Consider the following 20,686-nt stretch of genomic DNA (forward strand, 5'->3'; position numbering starts at 1 on the left):
AAGTTAAATATTATAGTGTAAATGAGGTTGATTAAATGAATAATTTAAAATCTTTATTGTGGACAATAGTTGGAATAGTAATTTTTATAGCGATAATTAAATTTTTTATATATCTTTTACCTTTTATATTAATAATAGCATTAGTTGGTTACTTAGTATTTAAAGGTAAAAAGGCTTTTAGAAAGAAAAAATATAATGATGAAACTTTTAATACTTATAATCAAAATCAAAATGTTTATGAAGAAAGTAGTATAGATGGTGACAGCAATGGTGAAGTAATTGATGTAGATTATAAGGAAGTAGATAAATAACATTTAATAATATTATTTATCCATCTATAATTAATAGAGAACACATAAAAATAAATTAAATATTAAAAATTCAGCAATATTAGGTTGCTGAATTTTTTTATATTTTCTTTTATTAGTTAAATATTTTTATTAAGGGATTGGTAGAAAATGTAACATATTATCAAAATTTAAATAAAATATAGTATAGAAAAAAATCAAATGAAAATAAATAAGGGGAGGAACTAAAGATTCCTATTATTCAAACAAATGTTGTGCTAGGTGAAGGAAGTAAAGTGTTTTTCGAAGAAGTAGAATTCGATTTTACAAAAATTTATCCAAGAGGAATATTTATGGTTGAGAATGTTACAGAAGACGTTAAAGTTATACCATACGTTGTTGCAGGAAATACAATAATGTTTAATGCTTGGATAACTAAAAATGTAGCATATAAAGTAGCTGAAGCTGCTTATGTAGATGAAAATGGAATTCCAACAGTTGTTGGACCTTTAAGACACATGACAAAGGTTATTCAATTTGGAGGATCTATAAATTTAGATTTAGAAGATGGTGTAATTTTAAGAAAATCTGATAAAGCTGAAGTTTTATCAGCAAAGGTTATTGGAAGTAATGATGAATTATTATGCCCTGCTGAAATAACTCCAGGATATTTTATGGGAAAACAAGTTGAAGAAACACACCAAGCTAGAAGAGCACCACAATGTCACCATACAGTATATTCTGATTTAGAAGTTGCACAACAAGGCGCTTTACCAAGTTGTTCAGGACATTTTGAACCAAACTTATATCAATATGGAAAACTACGTGAAAAAATGGCAATAGAAATTCTTGTAAAAGCTGTTAGAGTAGAGCATGTTGATGTTGATGCAGTTGATGATGAATTTTTATGCTAGAAAAATATTGATGCTTTTTTAAAATAAAATAATTCTTTATTAGAAAGGCTTTGCTATATGGCAAAGCCTTTTTAAGTTGTATAAAAAAGAAAATGAATTTATATAGGTGAAAAATATAATTAAAAATTCAAGAGAAATGCAAGAAAAAAATTTTTTAATTCATAAAAAATAATAAAGTTTTGTTAAAGTATTAGTTATATACATAAAAATGCAAGAAGTAAAATAAAATCCATCAAAAAGGTCTTTGAATAAAAAGAGATATATGGTATAATTGCTTTGAGATGTAAATAAATTCAAAACAAGGGGGCATATTTATGGAAAAGATTAAAATGATAACTCCATTAGTTGAAATGGATGGAGATGAAATGACTAGAGTTATTTGGAGTATGATAAAAGAGGAATTATTAAATCCTTTTATTGATTTAAAAACTGAATATTATGATTTGGGGATAGAGTATAGAAATGAAACTGATGATGAAGTAACAATAAAAGCGGCAGAAGCTATAAAAAAATATGGAGTTGGAGTTAAATGTGCAACTATTACTCCAAATGCTGATAGAATAAAAGAATATAATTTGAAAGAAATGTGGAAAAGCCCTAATGGAACTATAAGAGCAATATTAGATGGAACAGTTTTTAGAGCACCTATAACTGTTACTTCAATAAAGCCTTTTGTAAGAACATGGGAGGAACCAATTACAATAGCTAGACATGCTTATGGTGATATTTATAAGAATGTTGAAATGAAAATTGAAGGAAAAGGAAAAGCAGAATTAGTTTTTACTGATGAAGATGGAAAAGTAACTAGAGAAACTATTCATGATTTTAATGATAGTGGAGTAGTAATGGGTATGCATAATACTAATAAATCTATATCTAGTTTTGCAAGAAGTTGTTTCAACTTTGCATTAGATACAAAACAAGATATTTGGTTTGCATCAAAAGATACAATATCTAAAAAATATGATCATACTTTTAAGGATATTTTTAATGAAATATTTGAAGAAGAATATAAGGAAAAGTTTAAGGAAGCTAATATTGAATATTTCTATACATTAATTGATGATGCAGTTGCAAGAGTTATTAAATCTAAAGGTGGATTTATTTGGGCTTGTAAAAACTATGATGGAGATGTAATGAGTGATATGGTTGCAACAGCATTTGGTTCTCTTGCAATGATGACATCAGTTTTAGTTTCTCCAGAAGGATATTATGAATATGAAGCAGCTCATGGAACTGTTCAAAGACATTATTACAAGCATTTAAAAGGTGAAGAAACATCAACTAATTCTATGGCAACTATATTTGCTTGGACTGGAGCTCTAAGAAAAAGAGGAGAATTAGATGGTAATAATGAATTAGTTTCTTTTGCAGATAAGCTAGAAAAAGCATCTATTCAAACTATTGAAGATGGTGTTATGACTAAGGATTTAGCTATGCTTACTGAATTAAAAGAAGTTAAAACTGTTAACACATATGAATTTATAAAGGAAATAAGAAATAGATTATAAAAAAATCTGCCCCTGGAATGAATCCATATTTTGGATTAACTCTAGGGGTAGAACCATATATTGTAAAGTATAATTTGTTTTGTTAAACATAAAATAAAGATAAATGTAATAAAGGAGGTAAAATTGATGTCACATAAGAATAATAAAAATTCTAAGAGCAACAAAAAGTCAGGTCAAAAGACTAAGGCTGAATTACAAAAAATGAGAGTAGAAACTGCAAATGAAGTTGGATACTCTAAAGAATCAAGAAAGCTTGGCAAAGATCAGCCAAGACCAGATAGTGCTCAAAAGATAGGACAATAGTACATAATTAAATTTTTGAATGATAATATTAAACCTAAAAAATATATAATGAATAGTAGAAAAAGGAGCGTTAAGCAAGAAACGCTCCTTTTTAATATAAATATTTAAATATTAAGATGTCCAGTTACCATTAGAGAAGATTTGAACAGTTTCTCCATTTTTATTAATACCAGTGATTTCAAGATCACTAGTTCCAATCATAAAGTCAACATGAATAACTGAATTATTAACACCAATCTCTTCTAATTCTTTTTCTGAAAACTTATCAGCATCTTTTACACAAGATTCATAAGCTCTACCAAAAGCTAAATGACAAGCAGCATTTTCATCAAATAATGTATTAAAGAATATTAGCTTTGAATTAGAAATAGGTGAATCATAAGGAACAAAAGCAACTTCTCCTAAATATTTAGCACCTTCATCACTATCCAGCATTTGTTTTAAAACATCATATCCAGTTTCAGCAGTAAAATCTACAGCCTTACCATCCTTAAATGTAATTGAAAAGTTATCAATTAAATTACCACCATAGCTTAATGGCTTTGAAGAGTATACTATACCGTTAACTCCTGTTTTCTTAGGTAAAGTAAATACTTCTTCTGTTGGCATATTTGCATTAAAGAATACACCATTAACATCATCATCAGATCCACCTGCCCAAAGGTGTCCTTCAGGAAGTTCTATGTTTAAATCAGTTCCATTACTGCTTTTTAAATGAACACTTTTAAAGTTATTATCATTCATGAATTTAACTTTTTCATCTAAGTAAGCATTATGTTTTTCCCAAGCAGTTACTGGATTTTCAGTATCAACTCTTACTGTCTTAAAGATAACATTCCATAAGTTTTCCATAGCTTCTTCATCGCTTACATTAGGGAATACCTTTTTAGCCCATGAAAGTGTAGGCACTGATAATACGCACCAACGACATTTATTAGACATTGAGTTATCATAATATTCCTTTAAAGCTGATGTTCTAGCTTTTTGAGATGTACCTATTTTTTCAACAGAAACTCCCTTTAATCCATCAGGATCATTTGCTGATATTGAAATAAAGCAAGCACCTTGTCTAGCATAAGAGTTATAGCTTTCTGCCATCCAAGCTGGATAGTCAGCAATAGTTTCTAAGGAACTATTTTCTAATTTTATTTTAGTAAGTTTTTGGTCACCATAATGTACAATTACATCCTTAGCTCCAGCTTTGTAAGCTTCTTCTGCAATAAGTCTAGCAAATTCAGCTGTTTCTATTGGTGATGTAATAACTAATATGTTATCTTTTTGAATGTTTACCCCTGTATTTACAGCAAGGGAAGCATATTTTTTTAATAAATCTTTATCCATTGTATAGCCCTCCTAAATATTAGTAAAATAATTATATCATAGTTTGTAGTTAAAATATAATTCAAATCTAAATGATGGAAATAAAAAAATAATGTGATAAGTTTATTATGTTAAATTAATATAAAAATAATTCAGAGATATGGTAGTTAATACCTTGTAAGAAAACGATAATATAACTATAATTATTACTACAATAATAAAATGAAACTCATTCTATTAAAGAAAAGGAAGAATAACAAATGAAAAATTTATTAATTAACTTAGTAGAAAAAAATAAAAAATACACAGATGAGGGGAAAATTGCTTCATATATACCAGCATTATTAAAAGCCAATAAAGAAGATTTAGGTCTTTGTATATATGATATAAAAAATAATGAAGAATACTGGGCTGGAGAAAGTGATATTAAATTTACAATTCAAAGTATTTCAAAAGTAGTAAGCTTAATAATTGCACTAAATGATAATGGAAGAGAAAATGTATTTAAAAAAGTAAATGTTGAGCCTACAGGAATGGGATTTAATAGTATAGTAAACCTTGAAATTAGAAATCAAGACAGACCATATAATCCTATGATAAATGCAGGTGCAATAGTAACAACTTCTCTTATATTTGGAGAAAATGAAGAACATAAGCTACAAAGAATATTAAATTTCTTAAGAAGAGCAACTAATAATCCTACAATAGATATAAATAGAGAAATATATGAAAGCGAAAAAGCTACAGGAGATAGAAATAGATCGTTAGCTTACTTTATGAAAAGCTCAAATATATTAGAAGGAAATGTAGAAGATATATTAGATCTTTATTTTAAACAATGTTCTATAGAAGCAAGTGCTAAAGACTTAGCAAGGTTTTCAGCTGTTATTGCAAATGATGGTATAGCACCATGGAATGATGAAGTTTTAATTTCAAGAGAAGTATGCAGAATAGTTAAAACTATAATGGTTACTTGTGGAATGTATGATGCATCAGGAGAATTTGCAGTTCATGTTGGTGTACCAGCTAAATCAGGAGTAGGTGGTGGAATAATAGCAACGGTTCCAAGAAGATTTGGAATAGGAATCTATGGTCCCTCACTAGATGAAAAGGGAAATAGTATAGGTGGAGTACATATACTAAAAGATTTATCAGAAGAATTAGAACTTAGTATATTTTAATATAAATATGATATAATTACTAAATAATAGTTAAAAAATATAACACTGGAGGAAAGAATGGAAAGATTACTGATTTTAGATTCAAACAGTTTATTAAATAGGGCATTTTATGCAATACCACCATTAACAAATAGTGAAGGAATTCATACTAATGCTGTTTACGGATTTACAAATATGTTATTCAAAATGAAGGAAGAAATAAAGCCAGATTACATAGTTGCAGCTTTTGACAGAAAGGCACCAACATTCAGACATAAAGAGTATGAAGATTATAAAGCTGGTAGAAAAAAGATGCCTCCAGAATTAGCTGAACAATTCCCTCTTATTAAAGAAGTACTTAATTTATTAGCAATTAACATATATGAAATAGATGGATTTGAGGCAGATGATATAATAGGGACATTAGCTAAATTTGCAGAAAGTAATGGAATTGAAGTCTTTGTAGTAACTGGAGATAGAGATGCTCTTCAGCTTGCTAGTGATAATATTAAGGTAGTTATTACTAAAAAAGGTGTTACAGAAACTGCAGTATATAATAGAGAAGCTTTTGAAGCAGAGTTTGGTGTTACTCCAACTCAATATATTGATGTAAAAGGTCTAATGGGAGATAAGTCAGATAACATTCCAGGGGTACCAGGTGTAGGAGAAAAGACAGCATTTAAACTTATTTCTACTTATGGTTCTATGGAAGGTGTACTTTCACATATTGATGAAATAAGTGGTAAAAAGCTTAAAGAAAACTTAGAAACTTATAGTGAACAAGCAATTTTTAGTAAGAAGCTTGCTACAATTATGACAGAAGTTCCTATAGAATTTGATTTAGAGGATATTAAGAGTCAGGAAAATTATAATAGAGAAGAACTTAAAAAACTATTCTTTAAACTTCAAATGAAATCTTTACTTGCAAAATTACCAGGGGAAGATAGTGATGAAGAAGAGGAACAAGAAAAGGTAGAAATAAATGAAGTAAATACAATAGAAGCTTTTAAAGAAGCACTTAGTAAAAAAGAAGATAGAGCATTTATTTCATATACTACTTCAAATGCAAATCTTTATTCTAAAATAGAATTAGATAAATTATATATAAGCTATGGAGAAAAAGTAAGCTTAATAGATTTTAAATTAATAAGCATGGAAAATACTGTTGAAGCAATTAATATTCTTAAAGCTTTTATGGAAGATAAAAATATTGAGAAAGTAATTCAGGATGGAAAAAACTTAATTACAATATTAACAAAGCATGATATTCAAGTGGAAGGCTTTATATTTGATACAGTAGTAGCAGCTTATCTTATAGACTCAGCAAAATCTAACTATCCTTTAGAAGTATTAATTAACGAGTATTTAATGAAGGAAGTAAAAGGTGAAGGCGATGAATTAATTTGCAATGCTATGGCAAGTATGAAAGAGCTTTATGAGTATTTAAAAGAAAGAGTTAATAAAGAAGGAATGGATGAGCTTTATTATGAAGTTGAACATCCGCTTATAGCTATTTTATCAAGTATGGAAGCTATAGGATTTAACGTAAATAGAGAAAAACTTGATGAACTTGCTATTAAATTTAAAGAAGAGATTTCTAGAACAGAAAAAGAGATATTTGAACTTTGCGAAGAAGAATTTAATATAAGCTCACCAAAGCAGTTAGGTAAAATTCTTTTTGAAAAATTAGATTTGCCAGTAGTTAAAAAGACAAAAACAGGATATTCAACAAATGCAGAAGTACTAGAAAAATTAATGGATAAACATCCTGTTATAGAAAAGATTATTTACTATAGACAAATAACAAAGCTTAATTCTACATATGTTGAGGGGCTTAAAAACGTTATAGATGAAGATGGTGCAATTCACTCAAGCTTTAATCAAACTGTTACTACAACAGGTAGATTATCAAGTACAGAGCCAAATCTTCAAAATATACCTGTTAAATATGAAATGGGTAGAGAAATAAGAAAGGTATTCATACCAAAAGAGTCTACTGATGTATTATTATCTTGTGACTACTCTCAAATAGAGCTTAGAGTTCTTGCTCATATGGCAGATGATAAAAATATGATAGATGCATTTAATCATCATAGTGATATTCATACTAAAACTGCATCAGAAGTATTTAAGGTACCAGTAGAAGAAGTTACATCTTTAATGAGAAGTAGGGCAAAGGCTGTTAACTTTGGTATAGTTTATGGTATAAGTGACTTTAGTCTTTCTCAAGACTTAAAGATAACTAGAAAAGAAGCTGCTGAATATATGGAAATATATTTTGATAGATATCCAAAAATTAAAGGGTATTTAGAAAGTGTTAAAGAAGAGGCTAAGGAAAAAGGTTATGTATTAACTGTTTTAAATAGAAGAAGATTTATACCAGAAATAAAGTCTTCAAATAAAATTGTTAAAGCACTTGGAGAAAGATTAGCAATGAATGCACCAATTCAAGGAAGTGCAGCTGATATTATAAAGCTTGCTATGGTTAAAGTTTATAATAGATTAAAGAAGGAAAAATTAAATAGCGAAATGATTCTTCAAGTACACGATGAACTTATTTTAAATGTTAAAGAAAATGAACTGGAAGTTGTTAAAGCTTTAGTAAAAGAAGAGATGGAAAATGTACTAAAGATGTCAGTAAAATTAGATATAGATGAAAATATAGGTAACACATGGTATGAAGCAAAGTAGGGGGTAAATATGATTAAAATAGGATTAACAGGAGGAATAGGGTCAGGAAAAAGTACAGTTTCATTTATGTTAAAAGAAGCAGGATTTAATATAATAGATGCAGATACAATAGCTAGAGATGTACTTGTAAAGTATCCAGAAATATTAGAAAGAGTTAGAATAGAATTTGGAGCAGGCTTTTTTGACTGGAGAGGGGAATTCCGTAGAAAGGAATTTGGAAATCATATATTTAGGTTTCCTAAACAAAGAAAGAAATATGAAGAAATAATATTGCCATATATAAAAAGAGAGATATATGAAAATATAGATAAATTAGAAAAGAAAAAAGCAGATTTTGTTATTGTAGATGCACCTACATTAATAGAGAATGATTTGCATAAAGATATGGATTATGTTATCTTAGTTTGGGTAGATAATAACACACAAATTCAAAGAGTAAGATCAAGGGATACATTGTCAAGAGATGAAGCTATAAATAGAATAAATTCTCAAATGCCTTTAGATAGAAAGAAGGATTTCGCTAATATAATTATTGAGAATAATGATACATTAGCTAAAACTAAAGACCAAGTTGACTTACTAATAGAGTTTTTAAAATCTATTTAAGCTATTTTAAAGTAGGGAGAGGGAATGAAGTTTAAGAAGATTATAATGTGGCTTATAGTTGCCATTGTGATTTTAGTTTGTGGAAATTATTGTATTAAAAAATATCTATATCCATATAAATATGGTGAGATAGTAGATAAATATAGCTATGAATATAATTTAGATCCGTATTTAGTTTTAGCAGTTATAAAAACAGAAAGTAATTTTAATTCAAATGCTGAATCTAATAAAGGTGCTAAAGGATTAATGCAGATTATGGATTCTACAGGTGAATGGATTGCAAGTAAGTTAGAAGTTGATAATTTTAATACTAATATGCTTTATGACCCTGAAGTTAATATTGAGTTTGGATGCTGGTATTTAAATAACTTATTAAAAGAATTTGATGATTTAAGCTTGGCATTAACAGCCTATAATGGAGGCAGTGGTAATGTAACAAAATGGCTTAATGATCCAGAATATTCAAATGACGGACAAAACTTAACATATATTCCGTTTAAAGAAACAAAAAAATATGTTGATAAGGTTAGTACTAGATATAATATTTATAAATTTCTTTATGAATAAAAGGAAGCCATAAGGCTTCTTTTTTTCAGTGTTAAGTTTCAAGTTAATTAATAAATTCAACTTAGGCTAAATTTATTAATTGGCTTGTCACTTATAGGTTATCACTGTATAAATTGCTTCGCAATTTATACATAATTATGTTATAATCGTTAAGATAATTTTGAAAAGGTGTGAAATGTTATGAAAGAAAAAGTGGAGTTTAAAGGTAGCGTAGTTTTGAACCCTGTGCCAGTTGTTTTGATAACATCTAAAAATAAAGAGGGGAAAGATAATGTTTTTACTGTGGGATGGGTTGGAACAGTTTGTACTAAGCCACCTATGTTATCAATATCTATAAGACCTGAAAGGCTGTCTTATGAATATATAAAAGAAACTATGGAATTTACGGTTAACTTACCAAGTATAAATATGACAAAAGCTGTTGATTATTGTGGAGTAAGACCAGGTCGTAAGTTTGATAAAATAAAAGATATGAACTTTACAATGAGAGAAGGGACTAATGTTGGTGTTTCATATATAGATGAATGCCCAGTTTCTATTGAATGTAAAGTAAAAAATATAATTCCTCTTGGAACTCATGATTTATTTATTGCAGATGTTGTTGGTTCTCATATAGATAAAGATTTGATAGATGAAAAGGGAAAAATACATTTTGAACAGGCAGATTTAATTACATATTGTCATGGTGAGTATTTTAAAATGGATACTGAAGCACTAGGAAGGTTTGGATATTCTGTGGCTAAAAATACAGAAGTTAAAAAAGAAAAGCCTAAAAAAGATGCTAAAGTACATAATAATAAAGAGATTAAAGAAAAAGCTATTAAGAGTAACAAAAGTGAAGGAAAAGATAATAGAAAAAACTTTAAGAAGAAAAAAACTGATAAAAATAAAGGAAAGAAAAACTTTAACTCTAAAAAAAGCTTTAAAAACACAAGTAAAAAATCAAATAGAAGTGCTAAATAAAGAAAGGTTGATTTTATGTTTATAATATCTTATAAATTACCATATGAAAAATTAGACTCTACAATTGAGCTTTTAGCTATAAATGATATATATAATGTTTTTTATGAAAATCCATTAGAAATAACTACTGATAATTATGGGTATGGATATTTAGAAAAACAAGATGAGGAGATAATTTTAAAAGTTGCTTTTGAAGGTGAAAAAGAAGAATTAGAAGAATTTAAAAATACTTTAAAAGAAATTTTAAAAATGGATTACATAAATGTAGAAGAAAATAATTATGAATATAATACATATGATTTTCCAGCAATACATTTAGATGATAAATATGTTATAGCAAGTCCAGAAGAAGAGTTTGAAGGAAAAACAAAGATTAATTTTATTTCTCAAGGAGCTTTTGGTACTGGATTACATGAAACAACTCAAGATATATTAAGATTAATTTTAAATAAGTTAGATATAAAAGGAAAATCAGTTTTAGATATTGGAACTGGATCAGGAATACTTTCTATTGCATCTGCTATGTCAGGAGCTTCAGAAGTAGTAGCAGTTGATATAAGAGATGTTGAAGATGAGGTTATGCTAAATGCTTCATTAAATAATTTAAGTAATATAGAAGTTGTAGTTGGGAATATACTAGATGATGAAGCTTTAGTTAAGAAAAACTTTGATTGGATTTTTATAAACATAGGTGGAGAAGAAACTAAGATGTTTATGAAATATATAAAAGAACACTTAAATAATAATGGAAATATATTAGTTTCTGGTCTTGTTGAATGGAGCTTTGATGAGGTAAAGCAAGATGTAGAAAGCTATGGATTTAATCTTATAAGCAAACATCAAACTAATGAATGGGTTACTGCAGTATTTAAATAATATTTTAATATAAAAAATGCTATGCAAATTTTAAGTTTGCATAGCATTTTTTTTTAATATCTAGAGAATCTACCTCTTCTATTTCTTCTACGTTTTCTTGAATTAATCATTAATTTGATTACAACTAATATTAATACAATTATTAATATTATTATTAATAAAGTAAGAACGTAAATTCCAAAATTAGCTTTTAATAGTTGGCCTACAGTTAAAGTAATAGAGCCTTTAACTGTTTGAGTATAGTTTCCAGCATTGAAAACTAAATCAACATTATTATTTGAAGCAACCTTCCAAGCGTTTAATTCATTAGCTGGAACTTCAATTTTAGCATGTGAATCATTAAAGTCGTTTTTGTAATATTCAATATTTTCATCTAATATAACTGGAGCAGTTATAGTTTTTGTAGGACCAAAAAATCTGAATAATTTATAGTTTAACTCTACAGTTGAAACTTCATCACCAACTGATTTATAAGTAGTTTTTTCAGCAGCATAACTATAATCTGCAATAGCTTGAGTATCGTTAAATACATTCATTCCATCAGCACCATATTCAGAACCAAGTACTACAGTTATTAAGTTTCTACCATTTTTATTGTAAAAACCTACAAAACAATGTCCAGCCTTAGTTTCACGACCTGTTTTACCACCCATATTACCATCTACACCAATAGTTAGGTCTCTTGAATCTATATATACCTTTTTACCATCTAAAGTAACAGAAGTCTTAGGTAATTCACAAGTTTCTCTTACCCAATCATTTTCATAAGCAGCTTTACCAATAAGAGCTAAATCATAAGCAGTAGTAACGTTATGATTATTTGGATCAGTTTCTAATCCATTTGGACTAACAAAGTTAGAGTTAACAGCACCAATTTCTTTTGCTCTTTCATTCATAAGCTCAGTAAATTTTTCAACAGAACCTGCAACAGAATCAGCCATCATTACAGCAGTATCATTTGCAGAATAAACAAGAACTGCTTTCATTACATCATCAGCAGTCATTGTAGCACCTACTGATATATTGTTTCCAAAGAAGTTTTGTAATGCAGTTTCTTTAACTGCAGCTGCATCTTCTGTATAAGGAATTGAATCATCTTTACTTTTAGATTCAGCAAAAAGTAAAGATGTTAATAGTTTCGTTGTACTAGCAGGTGAACGTTGAACATCTGCATTTTTAGAATATATTATTTCACCAGTCTCTAAATCCATTGTTATAGCAGAGGCTCCTATTATTTGAGGCTCTGTAGCAGCAAATGCTTTAGTAGTATTTAAGAATGGTACTACTAAAGTTAAGCAAATAACTAAAGTTAATGCTCTAAAAAACTTTTTTGTCATAAAACTCCCCGTCCTTCTTATCTAAGTAAATAATTTTTAAATATTTAGAAGAAACTATTTCTTCTATTAGTCAAATTTATTTGTTATTTAATCTAGTAATCATAACTTCTTTAGCTTTTAATTCTAAGCTATCATCTAGTTTTTCTAAGGCAACCTCTGAATATTTAATTTCTAGTGCCATTTTAATAAATCTATCAGCAAGCTCAGGATTTTTTGCTAAAAGTGAACCATGGAAATAAGTGCAGTAAGTATTTTTATATACACAGCCTTCATATCCATCAGAACCATTATTTCCATAGCCATGAATACACTTTCCTAATGGTTTAAGACCATTAAGATAAGTTCTACCAGAGTGATTTTCAAAACCAACATAAGTTTCATTGAAATCTTCGTTATATATTACAGTATCTCCAATGAATCTAGTATCTCCAGCTTCTGTATATATATCTAATATACCTAAACCTTCAATTTTTTCACCGTTTGGAGCTGTATAATGTTTACCAAGTAATTGATAACCACCACAAATAGCTAGTAACACTTTACCGTTATTAATATATCTAGATAGTTCTTCCTTTTTATTATTCATTAAGTCGTCAGAAACTATTGATTGTTCATAGTCTTGACCACCTCCAAAGAATACAATATCATACTCATCAGCATTAAATTCATCATTTAAAGATACATTTATAATATTAACTTTAATTCCACGTTCTTCAGCTCTGTGTTTTAAAATTAATATATTACCTACATCACCATAAACATTTAAAAGATCTGGATAAAGGTGACAAATATTTAATTCCATAAATTCCTCCTATATTACCAAAGGTTTTTAATATAGCCTTTAGAATGTAAATACTTTCTATAATTTATCATTGCAGTATAAGTTGCAAGAATATATAATTTATTGTTTTTACCATCTTTAATTTTAGATGTTAGATTTTCATAATCTTCTTCAATAATAAGCTTTGAAGGCGAAATACCAGCAGTTTTTAGTCTTACTGCCATATCAAATGCTCTAAGACCTGATACATATACTTCATCTAAATTAACATCTTTTAAATTTTCAAAATTAACATCCCAAATCCAAGATACATCTCTACCATCTGCATAATTATCATTAAGCAAGAATGCGCAAGAGAATGAGTCCTTGTTAAGACATAAAGTATCTAATGCTTGATTATATCCAGCAGGATTTTTAACAAGTATAATTTTAACTTCTTTATCATCAATATTTATTATTTCTTGTCTTCCGAAACTAGAACTTTGACTTTCTAAAGACTTTTTAATTGTGCTATCATCAACATTTAGTTCTTTTGTAATGGCATAAGCACAAAGAGCGTTATAAATATTATAGATACCTGATTGACCTAAGAAGATTTCTGTATCTCCAAATTTTACAGTAGAACTTTCAGAAGTTAAATCTAATACTTCATCAACACCATATTTTATTGCTGGATGAGTATAACCACAGCCTGTACAGTAGTAATCACCTAAATGATTATATGTAACGAAGTTATAACTATATGGCGTTTTACAGAACTTACAGAACTTTGAGTCTGCATTTACATCTATAGTTTTATTTTCATTAATTGCTGTTTTAAAACCATAAAATACAAGTTCATTTTTTACATCTAACTTTCCTAGAAGAGATTCATCTCCGTTAAGTACAAGCTTACTTTCAGGAACAAGAGTTATACCTTCTAAAATTTTAGTAAGTGTAGTATATACTTCCCCGTACCTATCAAGTTGATCCCTGAAAAGGTTAGTTACTGTTATTATTTCTGGAGTAATATATTTTGTAATATATTTTAAATTCGCTTCATCTACTTCAATAATTGCATATTTATCTTCATCTTTGTTGAAAAATTTATAGTTTTCTACAAATGTAGTAACTATACCTGGGAAAAGATTTGCACCAGTATTGTTAGTTATAACAGAATATCCTTTTTCTTTAATGATGTTATAAATCATGCTTGTAGTAGTAGTTTTACCATTAGTTCCTGTAACTAAAACTACTTTATATCCTTTAGAAACTGTAGCTAATATATTGCTATCTAGCTTTAAAGCCACCCTTCCAGGAAAAGTAGTTCCACCTTTTAAAATGGTTTTAGTAAGAAATAATGTGAATTTTGTTGCTAATATACTTAGAATTGACTTAATACTAATTTCCTTCACCACCTACAATAATTTATTTACATTATTAACACTAATATTGAAATATAAACATTTCAAATAAATATAAGAAAATTATAATGATTTCCAATATTAATCTTAAATTCGCATATATCTATCTTAAATGCCATATCAATACTAAAATAGTATAACACAAAGTTACGCTTTAACAAATCTATCTTTAAGCTAAATTATAATATTTTAACTCTAATAAGGTAAATTGTAAAAAAATAATTAAAAATATTTATTTCTAATTGACACTATAATAATTAAGAAGAATAATATAAGTAAAAACTGAAAAGGGGAAAATAGTTTTGAAGAACTTTAGTTTTGTAGATAGATATGGAAAAGAGATTAAGTATTATAAATGGAGTGAAGTAGAAAATCCTAAGGGAATAGTGCAAATTGTTCATGGCATGACTGAATATGCATTAAGATATGATTATTTTGCAAAGAAGCTTTGTGAAAATGGATATATTGTTTATGCACATGATCAAAGGGGACATGGAGAAACTTCACCTAAAGATGAAGAAAAAGGCTATATTGCAGATGATGAAGGATTTGATATTTTAGTTGAAAATGTAAAAGAACTAACAGATGTTGCAAAAAAGGAAAATTCAAATTTACCTATAATATTATTTGGCCATAGTATGGGGTCATTTGTTTCTCAAAGATATATTGAACTTTATGGTAATGGAATTGATGGAGTTATTTTATCAGGAACTAATGGTAAGCCTGATCGCATTACTAAATTAGGAATTTTAATTTCAAAAATAGAAATTATGCTTAAAGGGAGAAAAGCTAAAAGCAAATTAATGGACAAGTTATCTTTTGGAGATTTCAATTCTAATTTTAAACCTACTAGAACAGATTATGATTGGTTATGTTCAGTAAATGAAGAAGTGGATAAATATATAGAAAGTCCTGTGTGTGGATTTATTTGTAGCACATCATTTTATTATGATTTAATTAGAGGATTATGGAAAATTAATAAAAAAGAAAATTTAAATAATATACCTAAAAATTTACCAATATATATTTTTGCAGGGGATAAAGATCCAGTAGGTAAGTTTGGAAAAGGTATAGTTAAGCTGTATGATACTTATAAATCTATAGGAATATATAATTTGAATTATAAATTATATAGTAATGGAAGACATGAGATGTTAAATGAAAATAATAAAGATGAAGTTATAAAGGATTTATTAGATTGGATTAATAATAAAATTACTGTTTAACAATTTATAATTGAAAAAACAGAGACGGTAAACATTATTTCTTATTATGAAACATATATTTTAGTAGTAATAATAAGAGGTGATGGAGATGAAAAAGAAAAAGAAAGGTGAATTAAATAAGAGGCCTAAAAAGAAAAGACAAAATATTATTAAAGAATTATTTTGTGTAAATAATAAATTTGAACTTCTTGGATTATTAAAAAATATTGCAATTCCAGTTGGTGGAGGAATATTAGTTGCTTTATTAACTAAAAATTCTATGAGTATGTATAGTCAGTTAAAAAAGAGTATATTAACACCTCCAGATATAGTTTTTCCAATAGTATGGACAATATTATATGTTTTAATGGGAATTGCTGCTTATAGAATATATATGAGTAATAAAGAAGGAAAAAATGATCATGATGGATATTTTTATTACTTAATCCAATTACTAATTAACTTTTTATGGTCAATTATTTTCTTTAATTTAAGATTGTATGGTATTTCATTTATATTAATATTAATTTTATTAGTATTGGTTATAATTACGACTATAAAGTTCTTTAAAACAGATAAAATTGCTGGAGCATTAATGATTCCATATATAATTTGGCTAATATTTGCTAGTTATTTATCAGCATATGTTTGGATATTTAATGAGATGTGATTAAATTAAATTTGAATTATAAAAATAAATATTATAAAATATAGACTTAGAAATGGAATATAGATACTGAGTTAAGGAGAAGAGCATTTTGAAAAAAGTAATTATAGCAGAAAAACCATCAGTAGCTAAAAATATAGCAGATGCATTTAAAATAAAGACAAGAAGAGATGGTTATTATGAAGGCGAAGATTATTTAGTTACTTGGGCTTTTGGTCATTTGCTTCAACTATATGATGCTAAGGATTATGACGAAAATATGAAAGGATGGAGGATGGAGAAATTCCCCTTTATTCCTAAGGATTTTAAGTATAAGATAAAATGTGATAGTAGCAATAGGGAAGTTGTAGATAAGGGTGCAGAAAAGCAAATTAATACAATAAAAGGATTAATAGATAGAGACGATGTTGATGGAGTAGTTTCTGCTACTGACTACGACAGAGAAGGGCAAGTTATATCGGATGAATTATTTATTCATTATGATATTAAGAAGCCAATATATAGACTTTTACTTAATGAATGGACAGAAGATGAAGTTAAAAAAGGAATGGCAAATTTAAAATTAAATAGTGAAATGAAGCCACTTCAAGATGCTGGTATTGGAAGACAATTAGCAGATTGGACAATTGGTATAAATTTAACTTCAGTTGCGACTCTTCGTTATGGAGCAAGCGAAAAAAAGACTATCAATATTGGAAGAGTTCTACTTCCAACATTAAAAATTATTTATGATAGAGATAAAGAAATAGAAAATTTTAAAGAATCTTCTTATTATAAATTGTTAGTTAGTTTAAAATCTAAAGACAATATAGAGTTTGAAAGTCTTTATTATGAAAATTCTTCAGAAAAATTTGAAAAGAAGGATTATCTAGATAATTTAAGTAAAGTATTAAAAGAAAAGCAAGCAGTAGTTGTAGATAAGGAAATAGAAAAGAAGAGGGAGTATCCTCAAAGTCTTTTTAATCTTTCTAACTTACAAGGGTATATTACTAGTAAATATAAAGGTTGGACTTCTGATAAGGTTCTTAAGGTTGCTCAAGGATTATATGAAAAGAAGCTTATTACTTATCCAAGAACAGCTAGTAGCGTATTAGAAGAAAGTTTAGTTGATAAGGCTAAAAAGGTTTTAGAAACTCATAAAAAGGGTCTTCCTTATGAAAGTCAAATTAAGTTTGTTCAATCAAAAAGAGTATTTGATAATTCTAAGGTAGAAAGCCATAGTGCTATTACCCCTACATATGTTATTCCGAAGGGATTAACTACAGAGGAGCAACATGTATATAATGCTATTAAAAATAGATTTATTATGCAATTCATGCCTGTAGCTGAATTTGAAGAAACTAAAATTACTTTAAAGGTTAATGATGAATTATTAAAAGGTGAATTTATTTCAAAAGGAAAAGTTGAAATAGTTAAAGGTTGGAGAGTAGTTGAAAAAATAGAAACAAAAGATACAATACTTCCTTTAGTTGAAAAAGGTGAAAACTTAGATGTTGTAGATAGCAAAGTTAATAAAGTAACTAAGAAACCACCTAAGCTTCATACAGAAAAAACACTTTTAAGAGTAATGGAGACTTGTGGTAAAGGCTTTAAGGAAGAAAAAGAAGATAAAGATGATAGCGGAGATGATGAAAGTAATTCAGAGGAAATGATGCAGGCTATCTTAAGTGGATTTAGTATAGGTACTCCTGCCACAAGGGCTGAAACTATAAAAAAGCTTAAGGATATAGGATACATAAGAACAAAAGGAAAAAGTCTTACTACTACAGAACTTGGAAGAACTATAGTAGAAATTTTCCCGGCAAAAGAGCTTTTAGATTTAGAATATACAGGTAGATTAGAAAAAACGTTATCAGATATAGAAAAAGGTAAATTCAAAAAAGAAGATTTCTTAAAATTAATATTTGATTTTACTACAAATTCTGTTGAGAAAATAAAAAATGATACATCTATGTTGCATAAGTTTAAAGTTGAAAAGCCAGAAGGTGCAGAAGAGGTAGGAAAATGTCCTGTTTGTGGTAATGCTATAATTGAAGGCGAAAAGGGCTTTGGATGTACTAACTGGAAAAATGGATGTAAGTTTACTATTTGGAAAAATGATAAGTTTATAGAGTCTATGGGAAAAAAGGTAACTAAGGAAATGGTTGAGCTTTTACTTAAGAATGGAAAAGTAGGTTTTAGAAATTTAAAAAGTAAAAAAGGAACTTTATTCTCAGCTTATTTAAGATATGAAAAGGATGAAAAAACAGGCTATTATAGTTGGAAGTTTGAATTTATAAATTAATAATTCATAAGTGTAATAGATAGTGAAGCCTTGAAGAGGTGGTAGCTATCTATTTTTTTATAATAAAAAATGGATAGTGTATAAATAAGATTAATTTAAATTTTTAATATTTATTAGAAGTACAAAAATAGTAATTATTAAATAAAAAAATAAATATAGTAGCAAAAATAAAAAAATGGTAGTATAATATAGTTAGTGAGAATAATTATCAATTAAGAAAAGGGTGATAATATGAATACTTTAATTGGTATATTAATACCATTGTTAGGAACAACACTTGGTGCAGCATGTGTTTTTTTTATAAAGAAGGAGTTAAATCAATTAGTTAGCAAGTGTCTGCTAGGGTTTGCATCAGGTGTAATGATTGCAGCTTCTGTATGGTCTTTAATTATACCAGCAATAGATATGAGCTCTAATATGAATAAACTAGCATTTCTTCCAGCTGCAATAGGTGTTTTAGTAGGGATAATATTTATGCTTATACTAGACAAGCTAATACCCCATATTCATTTAGATAATGATAAACCAGAAGGGATGAAAAGTGAAAGGCTTAGGAAAACAACAATGTTAGTTTTAGCTGTTGTACTACATAACATACCAGAAGGGATGGCTGTAGGAATTGTTTTTGCTGGTGCAATGAATACAGGTGAAGCTATAACAATAGCGGGAGCTTTTGCACTATCAATTGGAATTGCAATTCAAAACTTTCCTGAAGGTGCTATTATATCACTTCCTTTGAAGAGTGAAGGAGTAAGTAAAGGAAAATCATTTCTTTATGGATTTGCATCTGGAATTGTTGAACCTATAGGCGCACTTTTGACAATTATATTTTCTAAGGCACTTACACCTATGATGCCATATTTTTTATCATTTGCAGCAGGGGCTATGATTTATGTTGTTGTTGAAGAATTAATTCCAGAAGCATCTAAGGGTGAACATTCTAATATAAGTACTATTGGATTTGCTATAGGATTCGTAGTAATGATGATTTTAGATGTAGCACTAGGTTAAATGAAGGAATTTAATTTATGAAGATATAAGAAATGAAAGCTTAAATAAAAATACCGTTGGAAAAAGTATTAATACTACTTTTCCAGCGGTGTTTATTTTTATATGAAAATAGATATTAGTGAGTAACAAATAGGTGCTAAAAATACAGTTATTATTCCAGCAACTCCAATAGATAAGGAGCTCATTGCACCTTCAGTTTCACCTATTTCTAAGGCTTTACTTGTTCCAACGGCATGAGAGGCTGTTCCAAGTGAAATTCCCTTAGCAATTGGATGATTAATTCTTAAAACTTTAAATACTGTAGGTCCAACTACAGCTCCTATTATTCCAGAAAGAACAATAGCAAGAACTGTTATTGATGAAACCCCACCTAAACTATTTGTAATTTCAATACCTATAGGAGTAGTAACACTTTTTGATAACAATGAAATAGTTAAACTATTATCTAATCCTAAGAAAATAGAGATAGAAATAACTGATAAGACACTAACTAAACTTCCAATAAAAATACCTGCAAAAATAGGGAGAAAGTTTTTCTTAAGCAAATGCAAATTTTTGTATAATGGTACAGCTAGTACTATTGTAGCTGGACCTAAAAATATATTGATAAATTGACCACCTTTATTATATGTATCAAAATCAATGTTAAAAATCTTTAAAAATGCAATTACAAGTATTGCAGCTATTAAAAGCGGATTAAAAAGTGGAAATTTTGTTTTTCTATAAATAAATAGGCCTATTTCAAAAGCAATTAAAGAAATAAATATGCCAAAAAACATATTGTTTGTAAATATATCCAT

The 20,686-nt window shown here is 27.9% G+C and carries 19 protein-coding genes; 14 read left to right on the forward strand and 5 right to left on the reverse strand.

Annotated elements, in window-relative coordinates:
• The first annotated feature begins 35 nt into the window (after positions 1–35).
• From HCG76_RS11860 to HCG76_RS11875, 4 genes are all read left to right on the forward strand, one after another.
• Positions 36–311 carry a hypothetical protein gene (locus tag HCG76_RS11860; protein ID WP_221699068.1) on the forward strand — a complete coding sequence of 92 codons (276 nt, stop codon included), beginning with the start codon at positions 36–38 and terminating at the stop codon, positions 309–311.
• A gap of 329 nt (positions 312–640) precedes the next feature.
• Positions 641–1,201, forward strand: a complete 561-nt coding sequence (locus tag HCG76_RS11865; protein ID WP_221699069.1) for a hypothetical protein — start codon at positions 641–643, stop codon at positions 1,199–1,201.
• Between the two features lie 314 nt (positions 1,202–1,515).
• Positions 1,516–2,712, forward strand: coding sequence for an NADP-dependent isocitrate dehydrogenase (locus HCG76_RS11870; protein WP_221699070.1), 1,197 nt, complete (start codon positions 1,516–1,518; stop codon positions 2,710–2,712).
• 126 nt (positions 2,713–2,838) lie between these two features.
• The gene (locus HCG76_RS11875) at positions 2,839–3,015 is read left to right on the forward strand and encodes a small, acid-soluble spore protein, alpha/beta type (protein WP_221699071.1); all 177 of its coding nucleotides are present in this window, start codon (positions 2,839–2,841) and stop codon (positions 3,013–3,015) included.
• Between the two features lie 111 nt (positions 3,016–3,126).
• Here HCG76_RS11875 and HCG76_RS11880 read toward each other — a convergent pair whose 3' ends face one another.
• A complete protein-coding gene (locus tag HCG76_RS11880) occupies positions 3,127–4,356 on the reverse strand; it encodes an aminopeptidase (protein WP_221699072.1) in 1,230 nt (409 codons plus the stop codon).
• A 239-nt stretch (positions 4,357–4,595) separates the two neighbouring features.
• Here HCG76_RS11880 and glsA point away from each other — a divergent pair, with 239 nt between their 5' ends.
• The 6 genes from glsA (at position 4,596) to HCG76_RS11910 (ending at position 11,198) form a co-directional block, all read left to right on the forward strand.
• The gene (gene glsA, locus HCG76_RS11885) at positions 4,596–5,516 is read left to right on the forward strand and encodes a glutaminase A (RefSeq protein ID WP_221699073.1); all 921 of its coding nucleotides are present in this window, start codon (positions 4,596–4,598) and stop codon (positions 5,514–5,516) included.
• Positions 5,517–5,573: 57 nt separating this feature from the next.
• Entirely contained in the window at positions 5,574–8,186 is a 2,613-nt protein-coding gene (gene polA, locus HCG76_RS11890) for a DNA polymerase I (protein WP_221699074.1), read from the forward strand.
• A gap of 9 nt (positions 8,187–8,195) precedes the next feature.
• Entirely contained in the window at positions 8,196–8,792 is a 597-nt protein-coding gene (coaE, locus tag HCG76_RS11895; RefSeq protein ID WP_221699075.1) for a dephospho-CoA kinase, read from the forward strand.
• A gap of 24 nt (positions 8,793–8,816) precedes the next feature.
• Positions 8,817–9,359 (forward strand): lytic transglycosylase domain-containing protein, encoded by a 543-nt coding sequence (locus HCG76_RS11900; protein WP_221699076.1) that lies wholly within the window; start codon positions 8,817–8,819, stop codon positions 9,357–9,359.
• Positions 9,360–9,539: 180 nt separating this feature from the next.
• A complete protein-coding gene (locus HCG76_RS11905; protein ID WP_221699077.1) occupies positions 9,540–10,322 on the forward strand; it encodes a flavin reductase family protein in 783 nt (260 codons plus the stop codon).
• Between the two features lie 15 nt (positions 10,323–10,337).
• Entirely contained in the window at positions 10,338–11,198 is an 861-nt protein-coding gene (locus HCG76_RS11910) for a 50S ribosomal protein L11 methyltransferase (protein ID WP_221699078.1), read from the forward strand.
• A 53-nt stretch (positions 11,199–11,251) separates the two neighbouring features.
• Here the strand turns inward: HCG76_RS11910 and HCG76_RS11915 are convergent, their stop codons facing one another.
• The 3 genes from HCG76_RS11915 to HCG76_RS11925 form a co-directional block, all read right to left on the reverse strand.
• Positions 11,252–12,535 carry a D-alanyl-D-alanine carboxypeptidase family protein gene (locus HCG76_RS11915; RefSeq protein ID WP_221699079.1) on the reverse strand — a complete coding sequence of 428 codons (1,284 nt, stop codon included), beginning with the start codon at positions 12,533–12,535 and terminating at the stop codon, positions 11,252–11,254.
• Positions 12,536–12,611: 76 nt separating this feature from the next.
• Positions 12,612–13,337, reverse strand: coding sequence for a type 1 glutamine amidotransferase (locus HCG76_RS11920; protein ID WP_221699080.1), 726 nt, complete (start codon positions 13,335–13,337; stop codon positions 12,612–12,614).
• A 14-nt stretch (positions 13,338–13,351) separates the two neighbouring features.
• A complete protein-coding gene (locus HCG76_RS11925; RefSeq protein WP_221699081.1) occupies positions 13,352–14,710 on the reverse strand; it encodes a Mur ligase family protein in 1,359 nt (452 codons plus the stop codon).
• Between the two features lie 311 nt (positions 14,711–15,021).
• Here HCG76_RS11925 and HCG76_RS11930 point away from each other — a divergent pair, with 311 nt between their 5' ends.
• The 4 genes from HCG76_RS11930 to HCG76_RS11945 all read left to right on the forward strand — a co-directional run bounded on the left by HCG76_RS11930 (position 15,022) and on the right by HCG76_RS11945 (position 19,886).
• A complete protein-coding gene (locus tag HCG76_RS11930) occupies positions 15,022–15,945 on the forward strand; it encodes an alpha/beta hydrolase (RefSeq protein WP_221699082.1) in 924 nt (307 codons plus the stop codon).
• An 88-nt stretch (positions 15,946–16,033) separates the two neighbouring features.
• Entirely contained in the window at positions 16,034–16,594 is a 561-nt protein-coding gene (locus tag HCG76_RS11935; protein ID WP_221699083.1) for a TspO/MBR family protein, read from the forward strand.
• Positions 16,595–16,682: 88 nt separating this feature from the next.
• Positions 16,683–18,875, forward strand: a complete 2,193-nt coding sequence (locus HCG76_RS11940) for a type IA DNA topoisomerase (protein ID WP_221699084.1) — start codon at positions 16,683–16,685, stop codon at positions 18,873–18,875.
• 231 nt (positions 18,876–19,106) lie between these two features.
• Positions 19,107–19,886 carry a ZIP family metal transporter gene (locus tag HCG76_RS11945; RefSeq protein WP_195987583.1) on the forward strand — a complete coding sequence of 260 codons (780 nt, stop codon included), beginning with the start codon at positions 19,107–19,109 and terminating at the stop codon, positions 19,884–19,886.
• A gap of 98 nt (positions 19,887–19,984) precedes the next feature.
• Here HCG76_RS11945 and HCG76_RS11950 read toward each other — a convergent pair whose 3' ends face one another.
• On the reverse strand, positions 19,985–20,686 hold the full coding sequence (locus tag HCG76_RS11950) for an LrgB family protein (RefSeq protein WP_221699085.1): 702 nt from the start codon (positions 20,684–20,686) through the stop codon (positions 19,985–19,987).

Source organism: Clostridium sp. K13 (genome assembly GCF_019734195.1).
Classification (GTDB): domain Bacteria; phylum Bacillota; class Clostridia; order Clostridiales; family Clostridiaceae; genus Clostridium.

Coding starts and splice junctions, on each gene's coding strand:
- HCG76_RS11880 (WP_221699072.1), bottom strand. CDS start 4,356: ATGGATAAAGATTTATTAAAAAAATATGCTTCCCTTGCTGTAAATACA.
- HCG76_RS11910 (WP_221699078.1), top strand. CDS start 10,338: ATGTTTATAATATCTTATAAATTACCATATGAAAAATTAGACTCTACA.
- polA (WP_221699074.1), top strand. CDS start 5,574: ATGGAAAGATTACTGATTTTAGATTCAAACAGTTTATTAAATAGGGCA.
- HCG76_RS11870 (WP_221699070.1), top strand. CDS start 1,516: ATGGAAAAGATTAAAATGATAACTCCATTAGTTGAAATGGATGGAGAT.
- HCG76_RS11900 (WP_221699076.1), top strand. CDS start 8,817: ATGAAGTTTAAGAAGATTATAATGTGGCTTATAGTTGCCATTGTGATT.
- glsA (WP_221699073.1), top strand. CDS start 4,596: ATGAAAAATTTATTAATTAACTTAGTAGAAAAAAATAAAAAATACACA.
- HCG76_RS11915 (WP_221699079.1), bottom strand. CDS start 12,535: ATGACAAAAAAGTTTTTTAGAGCATTAACTTTAGTTATTTGCTTAACT.
- HCG76_RS11920 (WP_221699080.1), bottom strand. CDS start 13,337: ATGGAATTAAATATTTGTCACCTTTATCCAGATCTTTTAAATGTTTAT.
- HCG76_RS11945 (WP_195987583.1), top strand. CDS start 19,107: ATGAATACTTTAATTGGTATATTAATACCATTGTTAGGAACAACACTT.
- HCG76_RS11865 (WP_221699069.1), top strand. CDS start 641: ATGGTTGAGAATGTTACAGAAGACGTTAAAGTTATACCATACGTTGTT.
- HCG76_RS11950 (WP_221699085.1), bottom strand. CDS start 20,686: ATGGATATATTTACAAACAATATGTTTTTTGGCATATTTATTTCTTTA.
- HCG76_RS11935 (WP_221699083.1), top strand. CDS start 16,034: ATGAAAAAGAAAAAGAAAGGTGAATTAAATAAGAGGCCTAAAAAGAAA.
- coaE (WP_221699075.1), top strand. CDS start 8,196: ATGATTAAAATAGGATTAACAGGAGGAATAGGGTCAGGAAAAAGTACA.
- HCG76_RS11860 (WP_221699068.1), top strand. CDS start 36: ATGAATAATTTAAAATCTTTATTGTGGACAATAGTTGGAATAGTAATT.
- HCG76_RS11875 (WP_221699071.1), top strand. CDS start 2,839: ATGTCACATAAGAATAATAAAAATTCTAAGAGCAACAAAAAGTCAGGT.
- HCG76_RS11905 (WP_221699077.1), top strand. CDS start 9,540: ATGAAAGAAAAAGTGGAGTTTAAAGGTAGCGTAGTTTTGAACCCTGTG.